23 protein-coding genes and 1 pseudogene are annotated in these 24,629 nt (G+C 55.5%); 8 read left to right on the top strand and 16 right to left on the bottom strand.

All coding sequences use genetic code 11. The annotated features are described in order from the left end of the window. Positions 1–40 precede the first annotated feature (40 nt). Positions 41–2,797, bottom strand: a complete 2,757-nt coding sequence (locus MMAR10_RS01170) for a TonB-dependent receptor (RefSeq protein ID WP_011642165.1) — start codon at positions 2,795–2,797, stop codon at positions 41–43. A 163-nt stretch (positions 2,798–2,960) separates the two neighbouring features. Between MMAR10_RS01170 and MMAR10_RS01165 the strand changes: the two genes are divergently transcribed. Together MMAR10_RS01165 and MMAR10_RS01160 are read left to right on the top strand one after the other, a co-directional pair. Then, complete coding sequence (locus tag MMAR10_RS01165) at positions 2,961–3,146, top strand: hypothetical protein (RefSeq protein WP_041636679.1); 186 nt, start codon at positions 2,961–2,963, stop codon at positions 3,144–3,146. Then, on the top strand, positions 3,143–4,555 hold the full coding sequence (locus MMAR10_RS01160) for a mannitol dehydrogenase family protein (protein WP_011642164.1): 1,413 nt from the start codon (positions 3,143–3,145) through the stop codon (positions 4,553–4,555). Before MMAR10_RS01165 ends, MMAR10_RS01160 begins: the two co-directional genes overlap by 4 nt. A gap of 104 nt (positions 4,556–4,659) precedes the next feature. On the opposite strand, the pseudogene MMAR10_RS17280 reads toward MMAR10_RS01160, so the two are convergent. After that, a pseudogene (locus MMAR10_RS17280) lies at positions 4,660–5,222 on the bottom strand (IS6 family transposase); the annotation flags it as partial. A gap of 231 nt (positions 5,223–5,453) precedes the next feature. On the opposite strand from MMAR10_RS17280, the gene MMAR10_RS01145 reads away from it, so the two are divergent. Beyond that, entirely contained in the window at positions 5,454–5,780 is a 327-nt protein-coding gene (locus tag MMAR10_RS01145) for a copper-binding protein (protein ID WP_011642163.1), read from the top strand. Between the two features lie 11 nt (positions 5,781–5,791). Here MMAR10_RS01145 and MMAR10_RS01140 read toward each other — a convergent pair whose 3' ends face one another. Then, complete coding sequence (locus MMAR10_RS01140) at positions 5,792–6,448, bottom strand: acyltransferase family protein (protein WP_324602947.1); 657 nt, start codon at positions 6,446–6,448, stop codon at positions 5,792–5,794. A 73-nt stretch (positions 6,449–6,521) separates the two neighbouring features. Then, the gene (locus MMAR10_RS01135; RefSeq protein WP_011642161.1) at positions 6,522–7,217 is read right to left on the bottom strand and encodes an IS6 family transposase; all 696 of its coding nucleotides are present in this window, start codon (positions 7,215–7,217) and stop codon (positions 6,522–6,524) included. 149 nt (positions 7,218–7,366) lie between these two features. Here MMAR10_RS01135 and MMAR10_RS01130 point away from each other — a divergent pair, with 149 nt between their 5' ends. Then, positions 7,367–7,582 carry a hypothetical protein gene (locus MMAR10_RS01130; RefSeq protein ID WP_041636677.1) on the top strand — a complete coding sequence of 72 codons (216 nt, stop codon included), beginning with the start codon at positions 7,367–7,369 and terminating at the stop codon, positions 7,580–7,582. Between the two features lie 94 nt (positions 7,583–7,676). Here the strand turns inward: MMAR10_RS01130 and MMAR10_RS01125 are convergent, their stop codons facing one another. The 3 genes from MMAR10_RS01125 to MMAR10_RS01110 all read right to left on the bottom strand — a co-directional run bounded on the left by MMAR10_RS01125 (position 7,677) and on the right by MMAR10_RS01110 (position 10,742). Next, positions 7,677–8,510: a DUF4198 domain-containing protein gene (locus tag MMAR10_RS01125; RefSeq protein WP_190273943.1), complete on the bottom strand. Its 834-nt coding sequence runs from the start codon at positions 8,508–8,510 to the stop codon at positions 7,677–7,679. A gap of 568 nt (positions 8,511–9,078) precedes the next feature. Beyond that, positions 9,079–9,543 (bottom strand): DUF411 domain-containing protein, encoded by a 465-nt coding sequence (locus MMAR10_RS01115; protein WP_011642158.1) that lies wholly within the window; start codon positions 9,541–9,543, stop codon positions 9,079–9,081. A gap of 107 nt (positions 9,544–9,650) precedes the next feature. Continuing rightward, a complete protein-coding gene (locus MMAR10_RS01110; protein ID WP_190273942.1) occupies positions 9,651–10,742 on the bottom strand; it encodes an acyltransferase family protein in 1,092 nt (363 codons plus the stop codon). Between the two features lie 129 nt (positions 10,743–10,871). Between MMAR10_RS01110 and MMAR10_RS17275 the strand changes: the two genes are divergently transcribed. Next, complete coding sequence (locus MMAR10_RS17275; RefSeq protein ID WP_011642156.1) at positions 10,872–11,543, top strand: helix-turn-helix transcriptional regulator; 672 nt, start codon at positions 10,872–10,874, stop codon at positions 11,541–11,543. Positions 11,544–11,817: 274 nt separating this feature from the next. Beyond that, a complete protein-coding gene (locus MMAR10_RS01105) occupies positions 11,818–12,675 on the top strand; it encodes a sterol desaturase family protein (protein WP_041636675.1) in 858 nt (285 codons plus the stop codon). Positions 12,676–13,023: 348 nt separating this feature from the next. On the opposite strand, the gene MMAR10_RS01100 is transcribed toward MMAR10_RS01105, so the two are convergent. From MMAR10_RS01100 to MMAR10_RS01085, 4 genes are read right to left on the bottom strand one after another with little or no spacing between them, the layout of a single operon-like run. Then, the gene (locus MMAR10_RS01100) at positions 13,024–14,451 is read right to left on the bottom strand and encodes a hypothetical protein (RefSeq protein WP_011642154.1); all 1,428 of its coding nucleotides are present in this window, start codon (positions 14,449–14,451) and stop codon (positions 13,024–13,026) included. After that, positions 14,451–15,257, bottom strand: a complete 807-nt coding sequence (locus tag MMAR10_RS01095; protein WP_011642153.1) for an outer membrane lipoprotein-sorting protein — start codon at positions 15,255–15,257, stop codon at positions 14,451–14,453. The genes MMAR10_RS01100 and MMAR10_RS01095 overlap by 1 nt, the downstream gene beginning before the upstream one ends. Continuing rightward, the gene (locus MMAR10_RS01090; RefSeq protein ID WP_011642152.1) at positions 15,254–17,899 is read right to left on the bottom strand and encodes an efflux RND transporter permease subunit; all 2,646 of its coding nucleotides are present in this window, start codon (positions 17,897–17,899) and stop codon (positions 15,254–15,256) included. Before MMAR10_RS01090 ends, MMAR10_RS01095 begins: the two co-directional genes overlap by 4 nt. 27 nt (positions 17,900–17,926) lie before the next feature. After that, on the bottom strand, positions 17,927–18,130 hold the full coding sequence (locus MMAR10_RS01085) for a YgaP family membrane protein (RefSeq protein ID WP_041636674.1): 204 nt from the start codon (positions 18,128–18,130) through the stop codon (positions 17,927–17,929). A gap of 289 nt (positions 18,131–18,419) precedes the next feature. On the opposite strand from MMAR10_RS01085, the gene MMAR10_RS01080 reads away from it, so the two are divergent. Both MMAR10_RS01080 and MMAR10_RS16600 read left to right on the top strand, forming a co-directional pair. After that, a complete protein-coding gene (locus tag MMAR10_RS01080; protein WP_233353850.1) occupies positions 18,420–18,689 on the top strand; it encodes a DUF5676 family membrane protein in 270 nt (89 codons plus the stop codon). A gap of 512 nt (positions 18,690–19,201) precedes the next feature. Next, positions 19,202–19,777: a helix-turn-helix domain-containing protein gene (locus MMAR10_RS16600; RefSeq protein ID WP_011642149.1), complete on the top strand. Its 576-nt coding sequence runs from the start codon at positions 19,202–19,204 to the stop codon at positions 19,775–19,777. Between the two features lie 91 nt (positions 19,778–19,868). Here the strand turns inward: MMAR10_RS16600 and MMAR10_RS01075 are convergent, their stop codons facing one another. From MMAR10_RS01075 to MMAR10_RS01055, 5 genes are all read right to left on the bottom strand, one after another. Further along, entirely contained in the window at positions 19,869–20,183 is a 315-nt protein-coding gene (locus MMAR10_RS01075) for an ArsR/SmtB family transcription factor (protein ID WP_011642148.1), read from the bottom strand. Positions 20,184–20,422: 239 nt separating this feature from the next. Next, on the bottom strand, positions 20,423–21,178 hold the full coding sequence (locus tag MMAR10_RS01070) for a PepSY domain-containing protein (protein ID WP_011642147.1): 756 nt from the start codon (positions 21,176–21,178) through the stop codon (positions 20,423–20,425). A gap of 301 nt (positions 21,179–21,479) precedes the next feature. Beyond that, positions 21,480–21,827 carry a hypothetical protein gene (locus MMAR10_RS01065; RefSeq protein WP_011642146.1) on the bottom strand — a complete coding sequence of 116 codons (348 nt, stop codon included), beginning with the start codon at positions 21,825–21,827 and terminating at the stop codon, positions 21,480–21,482. Positions 21,828–21,867: 40 nt separating this feature from the next. Continuing rightward, complete coding sequence (locus MMAR10_RS01060) at positions 21,868–22,650, bottom strand: copper resistance protein B (RefSeq protein ID WP_011642145.1); 783 nt, start codon at positions 22,648–22,650, stop codon at positions 21,868–21,870. Beyond that, the gene (locus MMAR10_RS01055; protein WP_150099676.1) at positions 22,650–24,557 is read right to left on the bottom strand and encodes a copper resistance system multicopper oxidase; all 1,908 of its coding nucleotides are present in this window, start codon (positions 24,555–24,557) and stop codon (positions 22,650–22,652) included. Before MMAR10_RS01055 ends, MMAR10_RS01060 begins: the two co-directional genes overlap by 1 nt. Positions 24,558–24,629 lie beyond the last annotated feature (72 nt).

Raw genomic sequence — 24,629 nt, 5'->3', positions numbered from 1 at the left:
AACTGCGCCGGGCCGTACTGAGTTCGGATACTCCCGCCGATCAGAAAGTGGCGCGAATACCAAACAGGAACTCGGTTCCTGTGTGGTGATAGACGTTCGGCAGACTGCCGACATCATAGATCTGCTGCTCGAATTCGTCGGTCAGATTGATCGCCTCGAAGGTGAGATCGATCATGTCATTGACCATGTAGGACGAGGCAAAGTCGAGGTTGAAGCTGGAGTCCACGCCCCGCTCGTCCCGGCCCGTGCTCGAGCTTGCCCGTCGCGTGACATAGGCATCACGATAGGCCGAAGAGATCCGTGCCGAGAACCGCTCATTCTCATAGTAGAGAGTGGCGTTGTAGGCATTCGGCGAGAAGCCGATGATTTCGTCACTGTCAACATAGGTGTAGTTGCCCTGGAAGCCGAAGTTGTGGAACGGCTCTGGCAGGAAGGTGAAGGGCTGTTGGTAGGCCACTTCGAAGCCCTGAACAGAGGCACTGCCACCATTTGAGACTTGGCTGATCTCGACAAGCGGGTCACCACCGGCCTGGATCAGGTTGAACAGCGGGCTCGACGCCGGCGGAAGGTTGGCGGGCAGACCAGACTGGCTGTACGCAACTTCGACCGACTGGGAGGAAGTGAAGAAGCTCGACACATCCTTGTAGAAGAGGCTGACAGCGAAGAGGGCTTCGTTGTCGAAATACCACTCGAACGACGCGTCATAGGTGGTCGCACGATAAGGGTCGAGACCCGGGTTGCCCGCATTGTAACGGAAGGGAGGTCCATTGAAACTGTCCAACGAGCCGCCAGGCGTTAGATTACCCAGGGACGGACGCGCCATTACCTTGGCAACACCGAAGCGGACCAGGAAGTCCTCCGACATCTCGAAGGTCAGGTTGAGCGAGGGAAGTGTGTCTTCATAGCTTCGCTCGACGGTGACTTCCGTACCGCTGACCAGACCGGTCGCCGAGGTCGTCGTCTCGACATAGCGGATGCCGACATCACCGCGCACCGGGATATCACCAAGCTGGGCGTTGAAGTCGGCCTGGAAGAAGGCACCAAGGTCTTCCTCACTCACCGCGCGCTGATTGCCCGACCGGACCGTGCCCGGAATATTGTAGATACCGGCGGCGGTCGCAGCGGCCTGAACGTTCGGAACAATCCACGCCGTGTCATTTCCAACGGGCATGCCCAGATCATTGCCAAAGCCGGTCAAGGTCGTGAACAGACCCGAAGTGATCGGCAAACCGGTTGCACCGGCTGGGCAGGAAACACCCGGGAGGGCGCAAACGATTGACCCGTTCGTGCTTTCGCGACGCGCTTCACGGCTCTCGAAATCATACTGCTTGAAGTTCAACCCACCGGACAATGTCCAGGTTTCGTTGGCATCGAATTCAAGGCTGGCCGAGAAGGTATCGAAGCTGTTGCTCACCGATTGCGGGCGATCACGGACTTCGGTGAAGGCGAACTGGCTGGGATCCGTCACGTCGAGAGATCCGAAGTCGATGGCCGGCGTATTGATGTTGTCGCGGAAATCGTAGGAATAGCCAGTCACATCACCAACCGCATCAAACAAGATCGTTGTCTGCACAGGATTGTTGAAATCGGACGTCACCGTGCCGGCGAGGAAGTTGCCGCGCAGCCGATCAGAGAAGTCGTGATCGACATTCAACGTGAGCTGCGTGAACTCGGTCGACAGTTCATCATACCGGCCTTCTGAGCGGATCGGGTGTGTCCCGTTCGCATTGGCGCTGATATCGAACGTGCCCGAGTCCATGATGTTCAGGCCGGTGTCGAGCGTCACTGTATTGACGTCGATCTGACCTTCCTGGCTGCGGAAAAAGACTTCGAGGAAGTTTTCCGTTCGGGTCGCATCGAAGCTGGAGTACAGCGCGTCGAGTGACACCGTCGTGCTTTCGCTCGGTCGGAACTGCAGCCCGCCGGTGATCCCGAGACGTTCCTGCTCATTGGTCAGACGACCATAGCGCGGAATACGCGGGTGATAGACTCGGGAGTTGGTGTCGATGCTGGCACAGTCCGGACCGGCCGGGCACGTGGCGCCGTTGACGGAACGGAAATTGCCATCCTGCCAGCGAACGGTCGAGAAGCCCTCTTCAATGATTGTGCGGTCCGAGAAGGCGATCGAAAGATTGGCACCGAAAGTCTCGTCGGGATTGACCCACGACATCAGGCCGGCCATGCGCGGGCTCGTTTCCTCGGACAGGCTGTTATAGCCAAGCTGACCGGAGAACGCGGCAGTCAGACCCTCACCATAGTCGAACGGGCGCGCAGTGCGCAGGTCGACGGTGGCACCGAGTGAACCCTCCTCCATCGACGCCGACGTCGTCTTGGTGACGCGGATCTGGTTGAAGAGGTCAGATGCGAATGTATTGAAGTCGAAACCACGACCACGGTTGGAACCGCCCGAAGCATCCGATCCACCTGTGGTGGACAGGGCTTCCATCCCGTTGATGCGAACGCGGGTGAAATCAGCGCCAAGACCACGAACCGTAATCTGACGCCCCTCACCGGCGACACGATTGATCGAGATGCCTGGAATGCGCTGGATTGATTCAGCCAGGTTCAGATCCGGAAAAGCCGCAATATCTTCCGCGACGATCGCATCGACCACACCGTTTGAATCGCGTTTCACATCCAGCGCCTGAGCCAAGCTGCTCCGGAACCCCTGGACAACAATCACATCATTGTCTTGCGCCTGCGCGGCAGAGCCTAGCGCTGTCCCGAGCACCAGGCTGGCGGTGGCACAACCCGCCAGAAGGCGCAGCTTGCCCGTCGGCATATTTGAACGTCTCATCATTTCCTCCCCGCAGCGGCCGTTTTACGGTCCGCGTGTGATATTTCGACCCCGAAGCAATGCCAGGCGACTCGCTATGACACCGGTAGCATTTTTGTCTCGATCGATCCAGTTCCAATGAACGCTGAAACTGAACACGACCGGACCAGTTTGGATCGGGGTCATGCTGCACAACAATGACACCGGTGGCAATTTCTTTTTCAAACTTTCCTTGCTGCACCGCAACACCACACATCGCCCGCAAGTCCACATCGGCGCACATGCAAGCTGCCTCGCCGTGTCCGGACCCATTGCGGGCCGCCAAGCATTGGTTATGTTAACGCAGGTAACCGGTGTCATTTCTCAATGAAACTCAACCATTCCACACTCGACCATCTACCATCCCTCGTGCGGCGGCCCGACTATGTTCCGTCGCAACAGGCTTGCGGCATCGTTCACCTGGGAGTTGGCGCATTCCATCGCGCCCATCAGGCGGTTTACACCGATGCTGCGATGAATGCTGGAGAACGCAACTGGCGCATCCTGGGCGTTTCATTGCGCACCCGCTCCGTCCACGACCAGCTCATTCCCCAGGACGGCCTGTACTCGGTCAGCACGAAAAGCGAGGCCGCCCCGGAAGTTCGGGTGATTGGCGCGATCGCCAATGTCCTGGTCGCGCCGGAAAACCCCGCGGCCGTCGTCGCCGCGCTCGCCTCAGCCGCCACACGGGTTGTCACGCTGACAGTGACCGAGAAAGCCTACCACCAATCCACCGGTGGTGGGCTCGACATGAACGCTCCGGCTGTCGCGGCCGACCTCTCCCATCGGGGCCCGACAACAATATATGGCTATCTTGCCGCCGGCCTTCGCGGGCGTTGGAGAGAGTCCGCTGGCGGTCTCACCCTGTTGAGCTGCGATAACATGGCAAACAATGGCAAGAGCCTCGCCCGCTCGCTCAACGACTTCCTGGAGCTGTACGATCCGGCACTCGCGGACTGGACGCGACACAATTGCAGCTTCCCGTCATCCATGGTCGACAGGATCGTGCCGGCGACCACGGATGCAGACCGCAGAGCGCTAAGCGAGACATCCGGCGTGGAGGATTCCGGTGCCGTATTCACCGAACCGTTCAGCCAATGGATCATCGAGGACAGCTTCGTCGAGTCCCGGCCAGGATGGGAGCAGCATGGCGCCCAGCTGGTCAATGATGTCGCGCCCTACGAGACGGCCAAACTACGCATGCTCAATGGTGCCCACTCCGCGCTTGCCTATCTCGGACTGGCAAGGGGCCTGAGTCTCGTGTCCGAGGCGATTGCTGACCCGCAGGTGGGCCGCCTCGCCAGCCGCCTGATGCGAGAGGAGGCCGCCACCAGCTTCAACCCGGCACCTGGTCAGGACCTGCGTCACTACGCCGACGAGCTGGAAGCCCGCTTTTCCAATCCGGCGCTGCCCCATCGCCTGATCCAGATCGCAATGGACGGATCACAAAAAATCCCGCAACGCTGGCTCGACACCTTGTCAGCCCGCCAGGAGACAGGACGCGACTGCCCAGCCATCCTGCAGGCGCTGGCCAGCTGGATCCTGTATGTGCGCGGCACGTCAGGTGAAGTCGATGACCCGATGCGAGATCAACTGGCTCGCACATGGCAAAGCGCCGGGCACACGGGAATCGCAAGCGCCCTGTTCGGCGAAAGCGGACTCTTCCGCGAACACTGGTCTGCCAGCGAGACCGCAATCGAGCACTTAAACACCCATATACGTGAAAGCGCGGAAACATAGCGGAGTTTGCGCGGTGCTGGTTTGTCTTACTATTTCCAAAAGATATGTGGCGGTGGTGTCAGACAAACGCCAACCAGTCTCCAGATTCGACCTTCACCCGTAACTCAGGGGGCGAGTTGGCGCCATTCAACTAGAGCCGAGGATCGGTTCGCCTTGAATGCGTCTCTGCGGTTTATGTGGCGTTCGTAATTAAGTGGTTGTAGACGGAGGACCGGGCTGAGATGAATTTCTGGAGCACCTCAAAGCTGCGAAACTTGCCCATCGCTCTCTCTTCTCGGCTGAAGAGCAGGTGCGAGTTTTCCGTCCGGTTGTTGAGCCAGCGGCCAGTGTCCGGGCGGCCAACATCGCCGATTTCTTTCCTCGCTGCCCAATAGGAGCGTAGCCGGTTGGTCACGACGACATCGGGAATGCCCTATCGCTTCATCGCTTTGCGCAAATTTTCAATGCTGCCGTGCGATCCCGGCGCTTGCTGACAAAGGCCGCCAGAACTTCACCTTTGTGGTCGACCACGCGCCAGAGGTCATGTAGCGCCTTTGATTGCGACGAAATCCGCTTCGATATGCCACGCCCAATTCGAGAATTTCTGACTGACCACCCGCCGCTTGCGGATCTGTGCCGAGAACATCGGGCCGAACACATTCCACCAGAACCGCACAGACTCCTGAGTGGCGGCTTGAGATTGCGAAACGGGCCCTTGCCCATTCCGTAAATCTGCCAGCTGGCCGACTAATGGCGAGCCTCCTCCGAGAGTGCTCCGCTACGGATTACACGTCGAAAAAGACAACGAAATCCGGAAAGCCCGCTCAAGCCGTGTTCAGTTTAACATGACCTACGTGAGGGGCGACGCCAGTTGGCGCGTAATGCTGCCGTCCCTTCGTCAACCCGGAAAAGAGACCCCATGATCACGCTTATTGCCGCGTCTGCCCTGTTTTTCACCACAGTCGACCACCATGATCAGCCTGGCCACGATGGAAACCATCACGCGCAAACCGAGGCCAGCTCAACGGTTGCAGCGGAAGTGCGGACAGCAGACGCTGATGGGCGCACTGCTGTCGTCAGTCATGAAGCTCTCACCGAGCTGGGCATGTCGGCCATGACGATGCGCTTCTCTGTAGCTGAGACCGTGGATTTCGATCTCTTCCGGCCAGGTGCACACCTGATGATTACCGTCGTGAATACGGCGGACGGGTTCCAGATCGCTGACGCCGAATTATCACACCACTGACCATGCCGGCCTCAGGGGGATGGCCGCATCCCCTTGAAAGCCAGCTCCAACCAGCGGCCCAATCCAGCCTTGCCCGCCAAGCTGGGCTTCTCGATCCAGGACCAGGACGCGGCGGAAATCAAAAGCGTAACGGGAATTGAATAAATGGCGACCTCCAGCGGGTCCGCCGCTGGATACCAGTACAGCACCACCTGCATGACCGGATAATGCCAGATATAAATACCATAGGACCAGTCGGGCAGGCGGGCGCCGGTCGGCCAGCGCCCCAGCCCTGCAAAGGCGACCGCAAACAATATGGACGCCAGTGTGAGGTTGAGAAATACCTCTGCCAAGGGATGACTGCCCAACGCAATCCAGACCGGCAATACAATTAGGGTCGGCCAAGGAAGAACCGGAATCTTTTCACGCCAAACATGAACCAGCATGCCCAGAGTGAACGCCGACGCCAGACGCAGGCCGCTCTCGATCATGGCCGGCGCATCGGGCCAGAAGGACCGGACGACCAAATAAGCGGCGGTCACTCCGACAAAAAGGAAAAGTTTAGCGCCCCGCCCCCAAGGCAGCGGAGAGAAGAAAATCAGCGCAGCACCGGCATAGGCCAGCACCTCATAGCGCAAGGTCCAGAGAGTCGCCGAGAACTCGCCCGCCCAAGGATTTTCCGAAAAGATGCCTGCGGGACCCTGGCTCGGGTGGTGTCAGACTAAAGCGAACCGGTCTCGAATGTCACGGATCGCGCCCCGATCAAGCCGCGAGTTGACGCCATTCGGCCAGGGCGGCAGAACGGTTTTCCTTGAAGATTTCTCGACGGCTCAAATGGCGTTCGTGGCTGAAATGATTGTGGACCGAAGAGTGGGTTGAAACGAATTTCTGCAGAGTCTCGAAACTTCGAAATTTGCCCATCACCCGCTCGCGGCGCCGGAAGGGTACATGCGAGTTTTCGGCTCGGTTATTGAGCCACCTCCCCGTCTCTTGGCGACGGCTCATTCCAAGCTCGCGAAACGCGGATTTATAGGACTGCAACTTGTCGGTAACGATCGCCTCGGGACGGCCGTATCGCTTAATCGCCTTGCGCAGAAATCTCAACGCTGCCTTGCGATCACGGCGCTTCGTCACATACGCTTCGAGCACTTCACCTTCGTGATCAACAGCCCGCCAGAGATAATGAAGCTCACCATTGATCTTCACGAAAACCTCGTCGAGGTGCCAGGCCCAGTTCGAGTAAGAGCCATTCGCCACGCGGCGTTTGCGGATCGAACTGGCGAACAGCGGGCCGAACCGGTTCCACCAAAAACGCACGGTTTCGTGGGTGATATCGATGCCCCGTTCGTGAAGCAGATCTTCCACGTTTCGAAGCGAGAGCGGAAAGCGGATGTACATCATCACCGCAAGGCGGATAATCTCTGGCGAGGTTTTGAAATATTTGAACGGGTTACGCATCGGCGGAGGCTACAAAACCGCTACTTCGCGCTCAAGCCGAAGTTTGTCTGACAATGCCGACCGGAAGGAGCGCGCTGATTGGCTATGCCGAAGCGAATAGGAGTTTCCGCGACCAACAACTGCTGTCCGGTGATCGGTAGCATCGTCGAATGATCGTATCCGAGATGAATGTGACCAGTGTGGTGGCTGTCCTCGCTCTTCGCACCCTCATGCTCGTGGCCATCCTCGTGATGGTTGAAGCCAACTCGTTCAATATGAGCGCCTTCGTCTTCCGCGAAAGCCAAGATGAGACCAAAAGCGTCATGATCATCGTTTTCATGTTGGTCGATGGCGTGCGAATCCATTGGGCTGGAAAGCCCAATTAGCACCGTCAGAATTATTGCACACCATAAACGCATAGGGCCTGATCACCAGAAATCGATATTTCTCACTCATAGCTTTCAGTTCGTCGGTGCCGAGTCAACTCGTCGGAATTAAAACGGTCAGCGTGGCCTGATCACTATGATAAACGCCTGACGGCTCGTCAGGTGCCGTAATCCAAATAGCCGACAGCAAGACAACGCCGGAAAATGATGGGTCCACGCGAACGACGCCCCGCTCGTCAGTGACAGCAGCGGTGTGCTCACCCCTATCCGAATAGATTGTTACGCGCTGGTTTGCGACCGCTTCGCCATGCCGAACCAATGCGAAGGACCGTGCTTCATCTGCAACACCAACAAACTCTAGAGCTTGGCCGAGCGGGGTTTGACGCGCTTCTTGGCCACGCTCGCACGTATCGACGCACAAAAACACTTTCGTGTGCTTGGAGTAGCTCCGGTTCAGGGGCGGTGATCCAGGCAAGTCTTCGAAGGCCTGTCGCACGGCGAGTTCGGCGTCGATCTCATCAAAATAGGCTGCCGCACCTTCCGGACTGATTTCGCCAGAGCGAGGATGGGTGCTCATGGCGACAACCGAAAAACCGCTTTCCGCGGCTTCAAACGACACGGTCAGAGCCGTCTGCCCTTCCTCGAACGCGACGTTTTGGACCTGCGTGTTTGCTACAAGGACGGACGTGAACGAAATACGATCCAGTGTTGGGCCATATTCGATGTTTGGGAACTCTAGTGCGCTTGTCAGTTCCACTTCGACGGTATCGCCGGATCCCCAGAGGTGACGTTCGGAAGCTAGAAATGTCTTGTGTGCAAATGCCGGCGCACCGAACAGCAATGCTGAGAGCGCACTAGCCGCCCACAAACGACCGCGATTTGTCGCGGTTCTACTGGAGTTTCGGTGTTTTGATGCGTGCAATTCCATATTCGTGCTCTCCATACTTAATCGCCGCAACGTAATCGTCGAAGACAATCGCTCCGAACTTCTTTGCGGATCTAGTGCTGATTTGGTCGTGAGGCGTTCATTCGCTTCTTGGGTAATTGGACGATTAGGCGTGATGATGGATTAGCTTTCGCACATGGTCACGCAAGGGTTCGGATCAACTCAATCAGGCGCCGTCGGACATCGCGGCGCGAAATGGAAGAAAATGCCTTTGCCAACTCCAGACCATCTGGACTGGCAATAAACTCGTATACGGTGTCGTTGACACTGATCGGGGAACAGCCTTCTGGGTCACCGTCCAAGCCGTCAAAGAAATACGCGACCTCCACCTGAAGAACGCGAGCTGCGTTGAAAAGGCGGCTCGCGCCGAGGCGATTGGTGCCGCGCTCATACTATTGAATTTGCTGAAAAGTGACACCAAGCTGGCCGCCCAAATCAGATTGGCTCAAGTCAAGAATACTCCGACGAAGGCGCAGCCGAGCGCCTACATGTTTGTCGATAGAGGTTGCACCCCTCATGATTTTTCTTCCCCTCGACGCGGTCAGGCCGATTACAATTGCTGCTGGCTGTACCGGGCGAAGGCTTCAAGTTGGCCGTCGCCAAAAGCCCAGACATCATAAGCCTCTCTATAGCCATCAACTTCCATACCGGGGGACCCGGCCGGCATGCCTGGAACCGCCAAACCAACAATTTGAGGGCGTTGCTCTAGAAGTCGACGGATATCTTGAGCGGGAACGTGTCCCTCTATGACGAAGTCGTTCACAATCGCGGTGTGGCAAGACCACATTTCTTGGGGCACATTGTAGCGCGTCTTAATCGCGGTCACGTCTGCCAAATTGCGAGCCTGAACCGAAAAACCAGCCGCTTCTAGATGGTCGATCCATGCGTTGCAGCATCCACATGTCCGCGATTTGTAAACCACGATTGAGTTGTCCGCGAAGACAGCCGGAGCAGCGATAGAAGCGAGCCCTATCGCGCCAATGGATTGAAGTAGAAGACTGCGGCGGTCGATCATCTTTTTCTCCGTCGGCTAACCTTGACTACAATCGCAAGGCTCCATCCAAAATAATTACGCTCGAAACTCCCGATACCCTCATCTATCGGCAACGCTTCCAAAAAGTGTCACGGATCGGCGGATGACAGGCGCTTTGTTTTGCGCCCAAACATCGCCCGCAGCCCCTCTCCAGCGCGGCCTTTCAACCGGAGACTCGGCTTTTCGATAAACGACCATGACAAGGCTGCGATCAAAAATGAAACCGGCAAGGAGATGGCGCCGATGAGAAGAGGGTCGGCTTCTAAGTTAAAGTACAAAACGGCCTGCATGATTGGATAGTGCCAAATGTAAATCCCATAGGACCAGTCGGGAATTTTCGACCAGGTCGGTAGCCCCCCCATTCTGGCAAATGCAAACCAGAAAATTATTGCTCCTAAAGCGATGTTTAGCAGCGGCTCAGCCCAAGGGGCGTCACCCGCCAACAGCCAAAGCGGCAGCGCTACGAGCGCCGGCCAGGGCACGACGGGAACCGAGTGCCGCCAGCCGTGTACGACCATGCCCAAGGTAAAGGCCGCGGACAGGCGCGCTGAACTCATGATGAGGGCCGGAGCATCACTCCAAAGCAGGCTTAGCGCCAAGTATGCGCTCGCTGTCACCACGAAAAGGACGAGGTGCGTGTGCTTGTTCCAGGGAATTGGCGAAAAGAAAATGATCGCGGCGGCGACATAGGCGATCATCTCGTATCGAAGAGTCCACAGCGTGGCTGAGAATTCGCCGGCCCAAGGCAATTGAGTAAAAATTCCAGCCGGGCCTTGCGAGGTGTCCAGAAAACCAAGTACCTGGACCGGAAACATCCACGTTTGTCCGCTAGCCCAATATTCCGCCATCGTCATCTCGGTGAAGTATGGCCCAAAGATGAATACAGCAGCTAAGGACAGGAAAACCAGTGCGGGCAAGATCCGCAGCGCGCGAGACGCTGTATAGGTAAAAATATCTGCCCGTCGCTCGAGGCTGTCCGCTATCAAAAACCCGCTCAGGATAAAGAAAGCATTGACCGCCGCATAGCTGAGCGACCACCCATTCACCGCCAGAGGAGGGGGTGGGAGCGGGCCTTGGGTAACAATGATCGCATGCTCCACCAATACCGCTGTAGCAAGCACGAAACGGATGGGAGTGAGTCTGTTGTCTCGCCCTGAATAGGCTTGACCGATTGTTTTCACCGTTTGAATGTCGCCCCTCCTCCGGTCGCCTCTTGTGATTACGCGACAAAGGGACGCTTCCCTCAAAGTTAGTTCCCAGAACCAACCAAACGATTAAATCCGACTGTTTTACTCAAGTTATTTTGCGCCATGCACGCTCCTAAGCAACATAATTGGACTGGTCACCTGCGTATTGAGCTGGGATGGGCGCACTACCGGGGGCCGATCGGCGACAGCAGACGACATGCGCACTACGCGACCCAATTGGTATTCTCTCAGAGGGTTGCGATCTTGGGGCCAGATGGAGAGAGACTATCGTCAGCAGCCAGCGTCAGGGCAATTCCGAGCGGTGTACCGCACCAAATACAATCAGCGTCAGCGATAAACGATCTCATCTTCCTGGAGCCTAGCGTGTTAGCCGGTGTCTGGACTCAGCTCGAGGAAACGCATGGGCACATCACGGCTGAGAGTGTCGTTGGACAGCTTGAGCGACGACCCGGGGCCAGGTTGCCGGCTCGGTTCCGATCAATATTAGAGTGTCCTGATGCTGCGCTGCCGCCGGGATTTTCTGCGCGAGATGCATCCGAACGCCTTGGGATTTCCCGAGCGCATTTTTCTCATCTGTTTCGTCGAGACATGGGCTTGCCGTTTCGCCAGTGGGTGCTTTGGACGCGGCTCAACCAATCTGTGCGCCGTGTTTTGAGCGGAGAAGATCATACACAAGCAGCCCTCTCGGCGGGCTTCTCCGACTCGGCGCATTTAGCGAGAACGATGAGGCGGATGTTTGGTATTTCGTTGAGTGCGCTACGCCCTACCCGTTGAGCGATCATCAACCCACTTGGTATTTAGATCGGCGTCTAATTGGTCTTTCAGGTGGGTTGTGTAGAGAGCGCCCGTACGCACAAAACGGTGCGAACTATACGAACTTCACCGGTTCCGTGCCGGGCTGGCGATTCAGATTAGCTGGCCCACAAAAATGTTTGAGGGCGAAAACGACCTGCAAAAACACCGGGCGCGTACTGACAATCCGCGAAACGTTCAAGCTCGAAGGTGATGGATCTGCTTTATTGCCGCGTCACGCAGATTGAGCAGAGCAATGAACAAAGTCGCCTTTGAATGGATTTTTCGACTGGGACTCGTCCCTGTGATTTTGATTGGCGGAAACGCTTTAGCGATCATCGCTGTGGAGAATGGCTCAAGTCACATCTGGCTCGCCGTGCTCATCCTCGGCGCCGTCCTTCTCTCATTTACGGCAGAAAAGATTATTCCATACAATCCGGACTGGAATCTCAGCCATGACGACCGTCTCCGTGACATCGCTCACTTTCTAGTCAATGAAAGCGCAAACTTCTCACTGGTATTCGCGTTGCCGTTCCTTGTTGAAGCAATTCCAAATTTTGGCATTTGGCCAGAGGCTTGGCCGCTTTGGGCTCAGCTCTTGTTTGCGATAGGAATTGTCGATTGTGGGATAACATTGGCCCATTTCGCCAGCCACCGGATCGACTGGCTATGGCGCTTTCATGCGGTTCATCACAGCGTGAAACGGATGTACGGCTTCAATGGATTAATGAAGCACCCCGTCCACCAATTGATTGAAGGTCTTTGTGGCTTTACTCCCCTCGTCTTGTTGGGAATGCCCCAACAAATCGCCTGGTTGCTGATTGTCGCAATCGCGTTGCAGCTGATCTTGCAGCATTCAAATGCCGATGTGCGAGTCGGACCGCTCAAATACATCCTGGCATTGGCGCCGGCCCATCGTTTTCATCACCTAAATTCTAGTCGTGAGGGAGATGTCAATTTTGGACTGTTCACGATGGTTTGGGATTGGATTTTGGGGACAGCCTCATTCGACCCGAGCCGAACGTTTTCATCAGCGGATCTGGGAATTGAAAACGATGAGGATTATCCGGCCGATTATGGTGCTCAGATATTGGCTCCGTTCCGTCGCCGATAGTACACGAGCGTTAGGTAGCTCGCGCATCGACGCGTTCAGAATTGCTGGCCGGTAGGAAGAGCAGTGAAAATTCGAGGGAAACCTGTATGGGGAGCGTAATCGGTCTTTATGCGCCAAACACCGGCGCCATAAAGACCTGTGGGCGATGACTTTGAGGCCGATGCGATTCATCCAAGCTGTTTGTGGGCACTGCGGTTGGGAGACCGTGTTTACAACCCATCGCCCCGACGTGAAGAGCTCTAGTCGACCGTCAAAGTCCGGCCGAAAAATTGTCGCAGCGTGCAGCCATTGCGGCAGCCGGAAGGACATCAATCACACCTTGGTAGTCGCGCAAGGCAGCGATCCCACTTAGGTAGCGAAGGATCGTCGCACGCCGACGTAGATATTCGAATTGTCTCGAAACTGGCTGAAAAATCCATCATCGCGAGGCCCTGCGAACGCGTTGACGCCGCCATCAATACGCCAAATATCGTTGAGCTTGAACTGCGCGGTCGCCCGAAGATACAGGTCGTCCTGATTTGGGCTCCAAAATGCGATGGCGCTGAGCGTCAAATTCTGGTTCGCAGCCAGTTGGGTAATGCGGGCGCTCACTAAGTGTCGCGTCTCGTCCTCTGATCGCGTTGGCGCAGATTGATTATTAGCCCAGCTGTCAAATTGCATGCGCCGTTCCTGGTAGTACTGCACGCCAATCATCCTGTTCGAGCCGGCCTCGCGCTCGAAACCCACCAACCACCTAAGTTGACTATTGGGTATTTGGGGAGAGCGACCGGCTTCGTCATTCAGGCTGTCATAATAGGCGACTTCAGCAGAAGCGATTCCACCGAGCACTGGACCTCGCGCGCTTGCGCCATAGACACTCAGTTCGGGGAATATTGGTATGCTCGATGCGCTTTGGCCGGCTGGACTTTTCCAAAAGCCGCGATACGCATATCCGGCAAGCTCAAACGCGCCGAGTTGCCGGTAAACGCGCACCGCCATCTCATCGTCTTGAAACCATCGATCAGGGATTGTTGGAGTTATGACGGCGTTGGGGCCAACGATCGCGTCCAAATTGGGATTGTAGTAGCTAAGGCGCTCACCCGTGAAAAAACGATCCGGATCGAACTGAGGCACGTAGATGACGTCAATGTTGATGACATTGAAGAATAATGACGCGCGCACCACGTCCGAAGGCGCTTTGAGGTATTCCTCATCGCGCCCGTTAAAAAACGAAACATAATCTTTCGGGAATAGATCATTGAGGAAAATGAGGTCGCCCGTCCCCCACGTCAGGGTCTGACGGCCAAGCTTCAGATCCAAATTCCCAGCCGGTCGCAGTAATATATTGGCTTCTCGGATATCGACGAAGCCTTCGCCGGCATTGAGGTCGATAGATCTACTATCGACTAAATCGTCCAGAATTAGATCAACGGCAAACGACATCGTACTGTCGGCCGTTGACCAATCACCGCGCACCTGCCCGCGAAGCTCATGCAATAATGTCGTGCCATGATTGGGATTGGTTCTAAAGCGCGAACCAACTCTCCAATCGACAAACCCGGTAAGACCGGTGATTAAGCCTTGCGTAGAGATCTCGCTATCAATCTCGTTTGCGCTCGATTGACCGATTTCATCACTACCAAACAAACCCGAGGGCAGTTCGGGGGGATCGGTGTCGTCGGGGGCGTCTTGTTGTGAGGGCGACAAGCCTGTTGGCAACGACGGTAGCTGCGCCTCTGCCCCGCCAAGCAGAACAAGAAAAACCGTCACGCAAAGGATCACAGCGATATGTCGCATTATTGCTGCCCCAAGAGCGCTCGAGGTGGATTACGAAGATAGCGCTCTTGAAAGACGCCTTCCGGCAAGTCGATATCGTACGAAACATCTTCGAACCGCAAAAGCGTTCTACCGCCGGTCCGCGAGTCTACAATTTCAGAGGCGATGACTGTGGGGTATCCATCATGCGTTTCGACTTCGAGCGCATTATAGGATCGATAAACAGTGTCATCGGCATCGTAATAGTCGATACGGACCGGAACAAAACTCTCTCGGTGGATATAGGAGCGGTAGCGAACGAACTCTGCAGCACCTGGGTCTCTAGGGCGGCTTTCGACGACAAAATAAAGATCCGTTGTCTCGACCAATTCATGGTCATCTTCCACCGGCGAGCGACCGGAGATATCTTCATAAAAAAAGTGCGAACCGACGAAACTGGTACGCTCATCCGACGCTGCAATGCGACGCACAAGATCCAATGCGGGTAAGTAGAGCCACCGATCATCATCGCTTTGTGTGTTCTTCCACACCAAGAACGAAGTCCCATTTACGTCGGCCGGCCGAGAAAACAGCACAAAGAATTTTTGATCGCCATTGTCTTCGTTGCCGACATCAGTTCGCAAAATTGTAAATTCCCGGATGCGGTCACGGTCCTGCGAATCCACGATCGTCATTCGCGCGCGAGCTCGCCCATTTTCACCTTGATAGTAGGCTTGAGCGCTGGCGTTGTGGACGATGGTTTCCACATCTATTTCCTGTGCGGCTGCGGCTGTCGGAACACCGAGGATCGCTGCGCCGGCTATCAATATTTTGGTCAACGCGTTCATGCGGGACCTCCTGTGTCAGGGTTCGAAGCGGTGTGTTTAAACAGCCTGGCTTGGAAGAGCGTGATAAGCGCGGGCAACCCCAAGAGTGAGGCTAGTCCGGCAGATACCAAGATTGCGGAGATGAACACGCCAACAATTTGATAGGGAACGAGCGGGGAGAGAAGAAGTGGTAAAAAACCGGCGCCGATGACAATAACGTTGCGTACGATGGCGCGCGCCGGTTCACCAAAAGCAAGGCGAGCCGTTTCAGTCCAATCTCCTACGTCATCATATATCTGACGACTGCGAACCGCAAAATGGATCGCATAGTCGACCGCCAAACCTAGACTCAACGAAGACAGGACAGCGATCGGCATATCGTAGTCTTTGCCAACCAATCCAATCACGCCATAGATCAGCGCGATCGTAACGGTCAACGGGATCATGCTCAGCACGCCCCAGGCGAATGACCGAAACAAAGCGGTCATCAAGATCAATACCGCCGCAAATCCACCTAGCAGCGCATAGGCCATGCCGGTGACCATTTTTTCCTGCCAGATAACGTTGATGTAAGTGAGCCCGAACCATTCATGATCAACCGCAAGCGGCGGGGGGTTGTCCTCGAGGTAGTGATCAACCGCGCGCAGAACAGCCGTCATGTCCTGATTGTCACCGCTGGTAAGTTGCACCCAGACATTGGCACGCCGATAGTCTGGCGTGACGAGTCGAAAGAGGTCTTGAGGCCGGTGGCTGTTCTGGAAAGAAAGTAGTGTTTGAGCGATGGCTCGTTGGGTGTCGGGCACGCGATAGGCTTGTGGATCGCTCTCGAAGAGCTCGCGATGGATCGTTTTAACAATATCTGGAAGGGCAATTGTGTTTCCGACCTGGTCGAGATCGGTCAGGTGAGCCTGCAGGCCTTCTAGATAGGTCAGCATTTCTGGGCGTTTGAACACGTCAGCTGTACTGCGTGTCTGCGCAATGACCAGGGCTATGTCGTCCCACGCTAGCCAATTTGCTCCAGGTTCAGCGGCACGCCTGTCAGCGAGCGCTGCGAGCGTGTCAAGAAAGCCAGTAAAGGATGAAGCCTCCGACCGAGCCGATGGAAGTTGGGCTGCAAATGCCGCCGCTTCTGGTCCGGGCAATGCGGCGAGCCGCTCAAGAACATCTTCGCGCGCCGCAGCAGCGGTTAACTCGCTCGACGGTGCAAGCGTTAGGTAAGCCATATAGGTGCCTCCAAAGCGCGCATTAAGCGCCCGGTCGGCGACCCGAATATCATGATCTTCCGCGAACCATTTGACCGGATTGTCATTAATTTCAATCCGGCTCAATCCGACGATCGCTACACCGATCGCAAGGATGAAAATCACTGCCACACGCCATGATCGGCGCACGACGAAGCGGCCCAAGGGTTGCAGCATACGGTCGAGAAAGGATGTGCTGCCGACCGTCTTTTCGTTTGTTTGAGGACCGGCATTGCCGAATTTCGCAAAAGCCCGTTCAGGCATACACATGATGTAGGCGGGGATAAGAGTGACCGTGAAAAGCCACGCCAAAAACACGCCGAAAGCGACGAACAGACCAAAAACCTGAACCGGGGGGATTGGCGTCAACGCAAGTGAGAGAAAACCGGCGCATGTGGTCAGGGTTGTGAACAACATAGGTCGCCAGAGCTCTGACATGACCACGTTGAGCGTCTTCCTTCGATTCTTGATATGCGGATATCGGTCATAAAAATCTGAGAGGATGTGCACCGCATCAAGTACCGCGATTGGCATCACGAAAATCGGGATCATCGAGCTCATAATGTGCACGGTCTGCCCTGTTGCGATCAGCAGACCCATCGCACCGACAACTGACACCATCGCGACGACCATCGGTGCCAGAACAAGGCTCAGATTGCGAAAAAAGAGCCACATCAAAACAAGAATAAGCACCATCGCCGCAGGTGCGGAAATGGCCATTTGCTTAAACATCTCCACGCCGAATTGATCCTGGGCGATCGGTAGGCCGGTGATATGAAACTCGGCAGGACTCGAAGCAGCTTCAATGTGTTCGCGAAGCCGAGATGCCACCCGGTAGCTATCGTTCTTTTCTCGAATAGGGATGTAGAGCGCCATAGCGCGGCCATCACCAGAAACCAGTGTGTCAGATAGTGTGGGGATGCTCAGCGCGCGATCTCGAACTGCTATTGCTTCAGCATCATTAGCTGGTGCCTCCGCCATCAACCAATCGAAGCGCACTGCGCCAAGACCCGCCTGTTCGACAACATCAACTCGGTTTGGGGCTAAGATCTCCGAGGCGATAACGCCTTCTGGTGCGCTTTCGTTACCCCATCGGATGGTTTCGGCGAATCGGGCTAGCTCGAGAACATCGCCGAGCGTCTGTGCGTTGAAAACGCCGTTGGGATGCGTCTCCTCAACCACGCCGACCACTATGAAATCATAGAGGCCGAACTCCGCCATCATCTCATTGTGAAAGGCTCGAACAGGCTCGTCTTCGGCCAACATATTTTCTGGGTCGGTGTCGATGCGCAAACCATTGAGCGTTGGAACATCAAACACGCTCGGAACAGCAACCAACACAATCCAGAAAACACTCAATAGACCAGCCAGCCAAAGCACGAACCGGGGGCGACGAATGGCGGCATCAGTAATGGCAGTCATAAGTGACACGCTTTCAGTTTGGGGAGTTTAGTGGAAGGCCGCGCCCGGCTTCATTCCAGCCCACCGAAGAATTTTCGCGAGCGGGCAAAAGCCCGAAAACGAAGCTTGGAACATGTTCACACCAACAAATGCGGTAAACGCGAACCAAAACGGATGCACCCAAAGGCCGAGTCCTAGACTGGCAATGACGAAGATGCCGGCGAAGCGAAACACCCATTGATCGATAGCCATGACGGCTCCATATTGCGCAATATTATGTGCATATAAACGCAAATATGCAATATTGCAAATGACGTGTTTCTCGGCACCCCATTTCTTCTAGCGCGCCCATTGGGCACGACTGGTGGAGCCGAACACCAAGAGTGATGCGCAAGGGACTTACGACGACCGCTCTCTTACCCCTCAATCTAATCGGCTAGACGCTGGCCGGATCGAATAGCGACTGCCAAGGGGTCACTTTTTCTGAGGGGAGGGGCTGAGCGCTGCGTAATCGAATTGTTACGACCGGGAGGAAATAGAAATGGACAAGTCCCCCCCCCTTGCGATGGTCCGCGTCATTCCTCTCGGTCTAACGCTCTCGAGTTTTCTGCTCGTCACATATGTGCTTTGCATCCTGTTCGGCCTTCTCGTACCGGACATCTTTCGGATGCATGAGGCGTGGGCCCCGCTCCTCCCCGGGTTTGAGTGGCTCACGCCTCAAGGCGTGCTCTTTGGCGCCATCGGCGCTTATGGATACGGTTGGTATATCGCCGTGCTCATCGTGCCGATCAGCCGAATATTCAATCGATAATCAGAACGTGCCATCGGCGCATTCAATTCAGAGATCTTTCCCAAAAATTCGATGACCTGGTTTTCACCGCGGGAGGCACCGGGGACCTGGCTCGTTAATCCAGGTCAAGGATTTGAGAGTTTCATTGCGCCCTGGACGGTGCGGCCTAGCAGTCACGGCGAAGTAACGGGATAGGTCGTTACCATTATTGAGCGCTTCTTCCGCATCGACAGCCCCGATTTCGACCGGCGAGGAGGGACGACTGCCGCGTCATACACGAGTTGAAGCGCGGATCGCGGCGCCAAACGGACAATAGGCTTGCATTCATCTAATACTGCCCGGCAACGATGGCGATGATCGACCTGAATGAGGTAGTCAAATTCTGGATCCACGCGAGCTCGTTCTCATATACATGTGGTCCGCGCCACTGCAGCTGCATGAGGGGAACAGCCGACACCAGCGTAAACGCCTTGCTCTGATCAAAAAGCCCACAGTGTGTTGGTTCGCGGAGTCTGATATGAGAAAGGCAGGCTATGCTGACGCCAAATTCGAATGGTGAAAGACAAACGCTCTGGGCGGACCGGCTTAGAAATTACCGCATTCGAAAAAACTGCACACAATCGACATTGGCAGCGTCCCTGGGTGTTACCCAGCCACAAGTTTCGCGATGGGAAAGCGCCGGCAGCTTCCCCAGTTCATCGATGCAAGCGAAAATAATCCGAACCCTCGAGTTGATCGACGAACTGGAACCTTGGCACGACGTAGTCTCATTTCTTGCGCGCACGGCGGCTATTGGGCTGGGCGTAACAAATGATGGATGTATCCGGTGTGTCTCTTTGGGGTTTCAAGAAGCCTCGGGCATTCGCGCCCATGCTCTCCTAGATCGATCTGTGTTGGATGTTTTTGATGGTGATCTCGTGGACGATTATCGAAATCTCGACGCGAGCGGAGCGTTTAAGTATGGATTTCTAGCAACGCATCGCGAAAGCGTAGTTGTTATTCGTCCACAAGAGGCAAGCCGAAGATTTCAAATTCGGGCTGATCACTGGTCAACACACGACAGGGACGGAAAAGTGATGTGGGCATGTCTGGGCGCTCTGAAGTTTTAGATATTGCCGCCAGCATCATCGGCACGCACCAAGAACGGTTCAAAACGTGCAAGATTTGGGTCGGAGGATATTGTTCCTGATCTGGGAACGTTCATTGGTGCTCGGACGGCGGTGTGCAATAGGTCGCATATAATGAGTTCATCAGGGAGCGTATTTCTTCGCTCGCGAGCGAGTAGTAGACGGTTTGTCCGTCACGGCGAGTTCTGACCAAACCCTTGTTCCTCAATATCGCTAATTGCTGTGACATGGCCTGGGCGCGCATATTGAGGCTGCCTGCAAGTTCGCCGACCGAGCGCTCGCATTCCATCATCGCACACAACGCTAATAGACGATTGGCATGTGCGAGCGTTTTCATAACGTCAGCCACTTTTTCGGCGACGGGTTTCATATCTGCGAAGTTCGTCATGTATGTCTACACTTAAGCGCTGTTATCACAATGGCGTGCGTTGGGGAGAATAGCGTCCCACGGCGAAGCCATAGTTTCATTCCCCCTCAAACACTCAGTGGTACTCAGCCGCTTAGTCACGCCCAATTAGGCCAAGTCTGACGCACTTCCAAGCGGCCGAATTCAACCAACCATTGGTTTCGCGCTGGCGTCACAATTGATCCGGTCCCTGCGCGACATTATCAATCGGCTCCACGTCGCTATGATTGCGTAGACTGAGGGGTAGAGCGTTTCAGCTTGCGCTTTGCCATCTCAACACGAACCAGCCTTTGCATTCGAATAATAAGAAGAACAAAGCCGGCCAAAACCGATATGAGCGCCAGCACCGCGAAAGCTTGAAGGTGGAAGGTGTTAAAATCTTCCCGCTCCTCATAGTCCATGATGTGGAGCATCCAGAAGAAATCGAAAAAGCGCCATCGATCGTTTCTGCGCGCTGTAACCAGGCCGGTGTCTGGTGAAACGTAAATTCGCGTGCCTTCCCCATCGGCGAAGCTGATCCGCCACGCTGAACCGGGCCGGCGATATTCCCAGGTCGGTTCAGCGAAAAACTCTACGACTTCGATTTGCGGGTCACCGGCATAGTCGCTTAGGGCGACTGCAACCGCAGTTTCTTCAGAGATCGGAGTTATACGCTCGCCGGTGCGCGCGTCCACGAGGGAACTGGACCCGTCCAAGCGGAAAACATTGTAGACAGGCTGATCTTGCCAAGTCTGAAGGCGAACTTCCAAAACGCCCTCATCAAGTTCCAAAACGTCGATCGCCGATTGCGGCGATATTAAATTCGCCGGCTGGATCGCGAAGGGAGCTGATACGGCTATGTTATGTTCGCCGCGCACGCTTTCTATAGACAAGACGGTCATTACGACGCCGCCCGCGACCCACAATATGATCTGGATCCCGACGATCAAAGCAATCCATTTGTGAACTCGGATCGTCCACCGCAAAAAACTTGTCATGATTTTGTCCCTTCGAGCGAGCGCTATCCTGCACTGCCTAAGTCATGGCAATCCGCGATGACATATCCAATCGGATTGTTGTTGCGATCAGGCCAGTTTGGTAGCGGTTCTTGTGTCTCGGAGGGCTCCGTTGAGCAAGTCGGCACAAAAACCAATATCCACACTGATTCCGACCGATTTCGCGTCGCGCCGCACCGAACGAAGGTCGATGGCGGCGGAGTGTTTCGGACGCATATTCATTGTTATAGCGTCGGGATTAGACGGAGAGCCCTAGTCTCTCCGTCTAAGCCATCCGCTCAAATCAATGCCGGTGACCGGTATCGGCCGTTTGATGATCGTGACCTTGAGCGGCTTGATCTTCGTCCTGACCGTGACCATGCATTGATTGCATCATTTCGTGGCATTGCTGCATGCGTGTACGCTTGGCTTCGTCCATGTTTTCCATCATCGCTCGGCGAGATGCCTCGTCGTGATGGTCCGAACTGTCGCCCATCATCTCGTCGTGCATCGCCTGGCACTCTTCCATCGTCGGCATTTGCGACGCGGCATCGTGGTCGTGACCACCATGACTATGATCCTGGGCAAAAGCAGATCCGCCGACCAGGGCGAGACTCACCGCGCCGAGACTTACAACCAGCATTTTTTTCATGTCATTCTCCTTAATCTACCAAGTGGGGAGTGCCCCACACTCAAAACCAAATTCGCAACCCCGCTACCAAAGCGGTGTCTTCCGTACGGCCGCCGGCCGCTGTCACATAGTCGGCCGTACTGCCGAAACTGCGTGACCATTCCACGCCAAGATAAGGTGCAAACTCTCTGCGCAGCTCATAACGCAACCGCAGCCCGATCTCGGCATTGTTCAAACCACTTCCGATTTCCAACTCTGGAATGTCCTCTGCCGACCAGCTGATCTCGGCGCGCGGTTGAAGAATGAGCCTTTGTGTTAGCAAGAGCTCATATTCCGTCTCGAGCTGCCCCGTTAGCTCACCCTCATCGCTGAGAAACACAGCGCCATCGACCTCGAACCAATAAGGGGCGAGGCCTTGGATACCTAAAACGGCATGAGTACGCATTGGGTCCGGTTCAAAGTCCTGGCGGATACCCGCTTGGAAGTCGAAGTACGGCGTGATCGCCCGACTAAATAGAACCTGGAGCTCAGCCTCCTCAAAAGCGCCGGCTTCAAGCTCGTATTCGGCTTCGCTTTTCACCCAAACGCGATTGATGCGGCCACCATACCAGGCATTTACATCCCAGAGCGCTATTTCTTCATCATCCCGGCGCGATTGATACTCCAATCGATCGGTTTGCAAGAAAAATAGACGTTGGCCTCCAGCGCCCTCGCGCAATGCTTCGCGAGCGGCTTCCATTTCTGCCGGCGGATAATAGGCGTCAGCTTGGTTTTGCGCCTTCGCGAGCGGGGTCAGTGAAAACAACATAAGTAAAGAGGCAGCAACTCCCAGCAGAGGTCTCATCAATGATCTCCATGCGGGTTATGACCTTGGTGCTGGCCGTTTTGAGGATCATGCATTGAATGTCCCGTTTCTTCTGGGAGGACTGAAACCACTTGGAACATGCCAGCGTGCATGTGGTAGAGAAGATGACAGTGGAAGGCCCAATCACCGACGTCTTCGGGGGTGACGTCCACAGAGAGTTTTTCACCGGGCTTAACGGTGATGGTGTGTTTACGCGGTTTGTGGGCGCTTTCGCCGTTTACGACATCGAAAAACATACCGTGAAGATGGATCGGATGCGGCATCATAGTGTCGTTGACCATCGTCAAGCGTACGCGTTCGCCTTGGTAAAACTGGATGGGATCGACCACTTCACTCCAGCGGCGCCCGTCAAACGACCACATATAGCGTTCCATATTGGAAGTGAGATGAACCTCGACTTCTCGCCCCGGCGGACGGGTATCCGGATTTCGTTCAAGACTTTTTAGATCGGTGTAAACCAGCACCCGATGATCAACATCGGTAAGCCCCGCGCCCGGTTCACCAAGCCTTGATGTCGGTTGCATCGCGACATTCGCAACGCCCGGGCCCCGCGGGTGGTCGTGGCGTTGCTGTCCACTTATTGGCATCGGTGACATGTGGGTCTCATTAACCGGTTGAGCGTCATGACCCATCGACGCATGATCCATGTGGCCAGAGTGGCCGCTGGTATTCGGTGAACCTGACGATGGTGTGTGACCCATCGCAGCATGATCGGCGCTCGGCGACGAAGGCCTACCGTGGTCCATACCTTCATGTCCCATAGCGCCGTGGTCCATGCCCATGTCTTGCATCGTCAGGGTTGGTCGCGGCCGAAGCGGCGGTACTGCTGCCACCATACCGGTGCGCGGTGCCAAAGTTGCGCGGGCGAACCCGCTACGATCGATCGACTCGCACATCAGCGTGTAGGCACGATCGTCCTGCGGCTGCACGATGACATCGTAAGTTTCAGCGACTCCAATCTGGAATTCGTCTATCTCAACAGGTTGAACATTCAGGCCGTCCGCTTGAACGATTGTCATCGGCAGATCTGGGAAGCGCACGTTGAAGATCGTCATCGCCGAAGCGTTGATGAAGCGCAATCGCACGCGCTCTCCAGGTGTAAAGAGACCCGTCCAATTGTCCGCGGGACCATGACCATTGACGAGATATTCAAGTGTGGCGGCCGTGACGTCGGATATGTCGGTCGGACTCATGCGCATCTGACCCCACATGGTGCGATCGCGGAGCGCGGAAAGCAGTCCATTTTGACGGGACGACTCAACGAAATCTGACAGTGTGCGTTGTTGGAAGTTGTAAGTGTCGCTCATTTTCATGAGCTTCTCGAAAACACGATGAGGCCCCTCGAACGTATAGTCGGAGAGGACGACAACATATTCGCGGTCATAGGCCACTGGATCCGGTCGAGCCGGTTCAATGATAATTGGCCCGTAATGGCCCATTTGTTCCTGAAGTCCAGAATGGCTGTGATACCAGTAGGTGCCCGCCTGTCGGATCGGAAAGCGATAGGTGAATGTCTCACCTGGGCGGATACCCGGAAACGTCACACCGGGCACACCGTCCATCTGAAACGGCAATAACAGTCCGTGCCAATGGATAGATGTGTCTTCACTGAGCGTATTATGAACACGCAAAGTGATCTCATCGCCTTCACGCCACCGAAGTAACGGGGCGGGCAATTGATCATTGACTGTGATCGCATCTCCCGCCTGCCCGTCAATCAGTGCATTCGCGTGACCAATCGTGAGGTCGAAAATTTGACCGGACAGCGCTCTCAAGCCATTAAGATTTGCAGCGCCAGCGGATTGTGCCCAAGCTGGTAGTAGGCCGGTCGTCGCGGCGCCGCCTACCGCTGCAGACGCGCCCAAAAACAATCGCCGAGATATCATTCGCATTATCCTCCACCTGCATCAGATGCGCAGGGCGTTTGTACCCGGAAGTGCCGGATCTAGGGAATCCGT

It is taken from the genome of Maricaulis maris MCS10 (assembly GCF_000014745.1).
Classification (GTDB): Bacteria; Pseudomonadota; Alphaproteobacteria; order Caulobacterales; family Maricaulaceae; genus Maricaulis; species Maricaulis maris_A.
This window is presented reverse-complemented; position numbering and strand designations above follow the sequence as displayed.